This is a genomic window from Bradyrhizobium zhengyangense (assembly GCF_022012435.1).
Lineage (GTDB): Bacteria > Pseudomonadota > Alphaproteobacteria > Rhizobiales > Xanthobacteraceae > Bradyrhizobium > Bradyrhizobium zhengyangense.
Genome location: NZ_JAKLUA010000069.1, coordinates 1 through 2,303, shown reverse-complemented (window position 1 = coordinate 2,303; position 2,303 = coordinate 1). Strand labels below are relative to the sequence as shown.

Sequence of the window (2,303 nt, the reverse complement as noted above, 5' to 3'; positions counted from 1 at the left end):
TTGAGACGATAGTGGTAGCACTGGAGAGCCCCGTCCTGAGAATCGAGGTGTTGCAACCCTCACTCAGGAAGGAGCTCTCCATGAGCGATACCAACACAGTCAGTCCGCTGCGTCAGCGTATGATCGAAGACATGGCTGGGCGCAAGCTCAACCCGCACACTTAGCGTGGCCACATTTACAGTTGCAAGCGGTTCGCCGCCTGGCTCAAACGCTCGCCCGATACGGCGACGGCCGACGAGGTGCGCCGATTTCAGCTGCACCTGATCGAGAGCGGGATGAGCATCTGCAACCGCAATCGGATCATGACCGGGGTGCGGTTCTTGTTCCGCGTCACGCTACGTCGTCACGATCTGGCGGCCGAGGTCTGGCACATCAAGGAGCCCGAGAAGCTGCCGCCGGTGCTGAGCCCCGAGGAGGTCAAGCGTGTCCTGACCATGGCGACGAGCCTGAAGGCGCGGGCGATGCTGACCCTGGCCTATGGTTGCGGATTGCGCGCCAGCGAGGTGGTGCGGCTGCGGGCGGGCGACATCGACAGCGAGCAAAAGATCATCCGCATTGTGCAGTCGAAGGGCCGCAAGGACCGGCACGTGATGCTGCCGCCAGAGGTCCTGAAGCTGTTGCGGCAATGGTGGAAGGCGGGGCCGAGCGCGTCCAACAACGGCGTCGCGCCCGAACAGCGCTGGCTGTTTCCCGGTCGCAGTCAACGTCAGCCACTGACCACGCGTCAGTTCAGCCGGTTGTTCAAGGAGGCCGCCAAAGCCGCGGGGCTGCGCAAGACGGTCTCGCTGCATTCGCTTCGCCACAGCTTCGCGACCCACCTGCTCGAGCGCGGCAGGGACATTCGCGTGATCCAGGCGTTGCTCGGACATTCCAAGCTTGAGACGACAGCCCGCTACAGTCGCGTGGCGATCGGACTGATTGCCAAGATCGAGAGCCCGCTCGAGGGCCTAAGCGCGCCGCGCCGCCGCCGGCGACAGCGAGACAGTGAGGAGCCGCCAGCGCCGTAGCGCCGCCGGCCGTGGCTCGGCCAGTTCTGGAGGTCGCGGACATCCTCCGCGATCACGGCTCTGCTTGGCGTGACGCCAATCAGGGGCATGTGAGCCTCGGGCAATTGAAGGTGATGAATGCGATCGAGCGCTGTCGCACGGCGGCGCTCGGCGGCCATGTCGCACGCTGCGAGAGCGCGGCGTGCGGCCATACCGAGGTCGCCTACAACTCCTGCGGCAACCGGCATTGTCCGAAGTGCCAGGGTGCGGCGTCACGCCGATGGCTGGCCGACCGCGAAGCGGAGCTGTTGCCGGTGCCGTATTTTCACGTCGTCTACACGCTGCCCAGCGAGTTGCGTGACATCGCCTACCAGAACAAGCGCGTGATCTATAATCTGCTGATGAAGGCAGCGGCCGAGACGACGCTCGCCATCGCAAGCGATCCCAAGCGCCTCGGCGCCCGCATCGGTATCACGGCCGTGCTGCACACCTGGGGCTCGGCGCTCACCCATCATCCGCACGTGCATATGATCGTGCCGGGTGGAGGGCTCTCGCTCGATAACACGCGATGGATCGCCGCGCGCTCCAATTTCCTCGTCCATGTCAACGTGCTGGCGCGCCTGTTCCAGGGCAAAATGCTGGCGATGCTCGTGCATGCGCACGACGCCGGCGAGCTAAAGTTCTTCAATACCCATGCCGGACTCACCGACAAGACAACGTTCAAGCGCTTCATCGCCCCGCTGCGGCGCATCAAGTGGGTGGTCTATTGCAAGGCCCCGTTCGCGGGGCCCGCGCAGGTGCTGCGTTATCTGTCCCGTTACACCCATCGTGTCGCCATCTCCAACCGCCGCCTCGTTGCAGCCGACGACGAAGCGATTGCGTTCCGCTGGAAGGACTATCGCCTCAACGGCGCCAACCGCTGGAAGACGATGCGGCTTCACCCGCACGAGTTCATCAGGCGGTTCCTGCTGCACGTGCTGCCCAAGGGCTTCCACCGCATCCGCCACTACGGGCTCTTTGCCAACGCCAACCGCGCCCAGAGCATCGCGACAGCCCGCGCACTCCTCAACGTCGCCCCGCCGGCCGCCGACCCGCAAGAGCAGCCGGATATCGCGACGGACACGCCACGTGTGCTGCCGTGCCCATGCCCGCGCTGTGGCGCCCGCATGATCGTGATCGAGGTGTTCGCCCGCGGCTGCCAGCCAAGCTGGCGGCCGACAATGATCAGGATCGACACGTCATGACCAAGACCTCCTGTGAGCGTTGCTGTTGTCCTGCTCCGATGCGCTGGCTAAATGCTGGCGGCGATCTCGCTCA

At 64.8% G+C, this 2,303-nt stretch carries 2 protein-coding genes; both read left to right on the top strand.

The window, feature by feature from the left end; genetic code table 11:
* Nucleotides 1–173 precede the first annotated feature (173 nt).
* Entirely contained in the window at nt 174–1,007 is an 834-nt protein-coding gene (locus tag L6637_RS42165; protein WP_477021268.1) for a tyrosine-type recombinase/integrase, read from the top strand.
* Between the two features lie 11 nt (nt 1,008–1,018).
* Entirely contained in the window at nt 1,019–2,230 is a 1,212-nt protein-coding gene (locus tag L6637_RS42160; protein ID WP_237874447.1) for an IS91 family transposase, read from the top strand.
* The last annotated feature ends 73 nt before the right edge of the window (nt 2,231–2,303 follow it).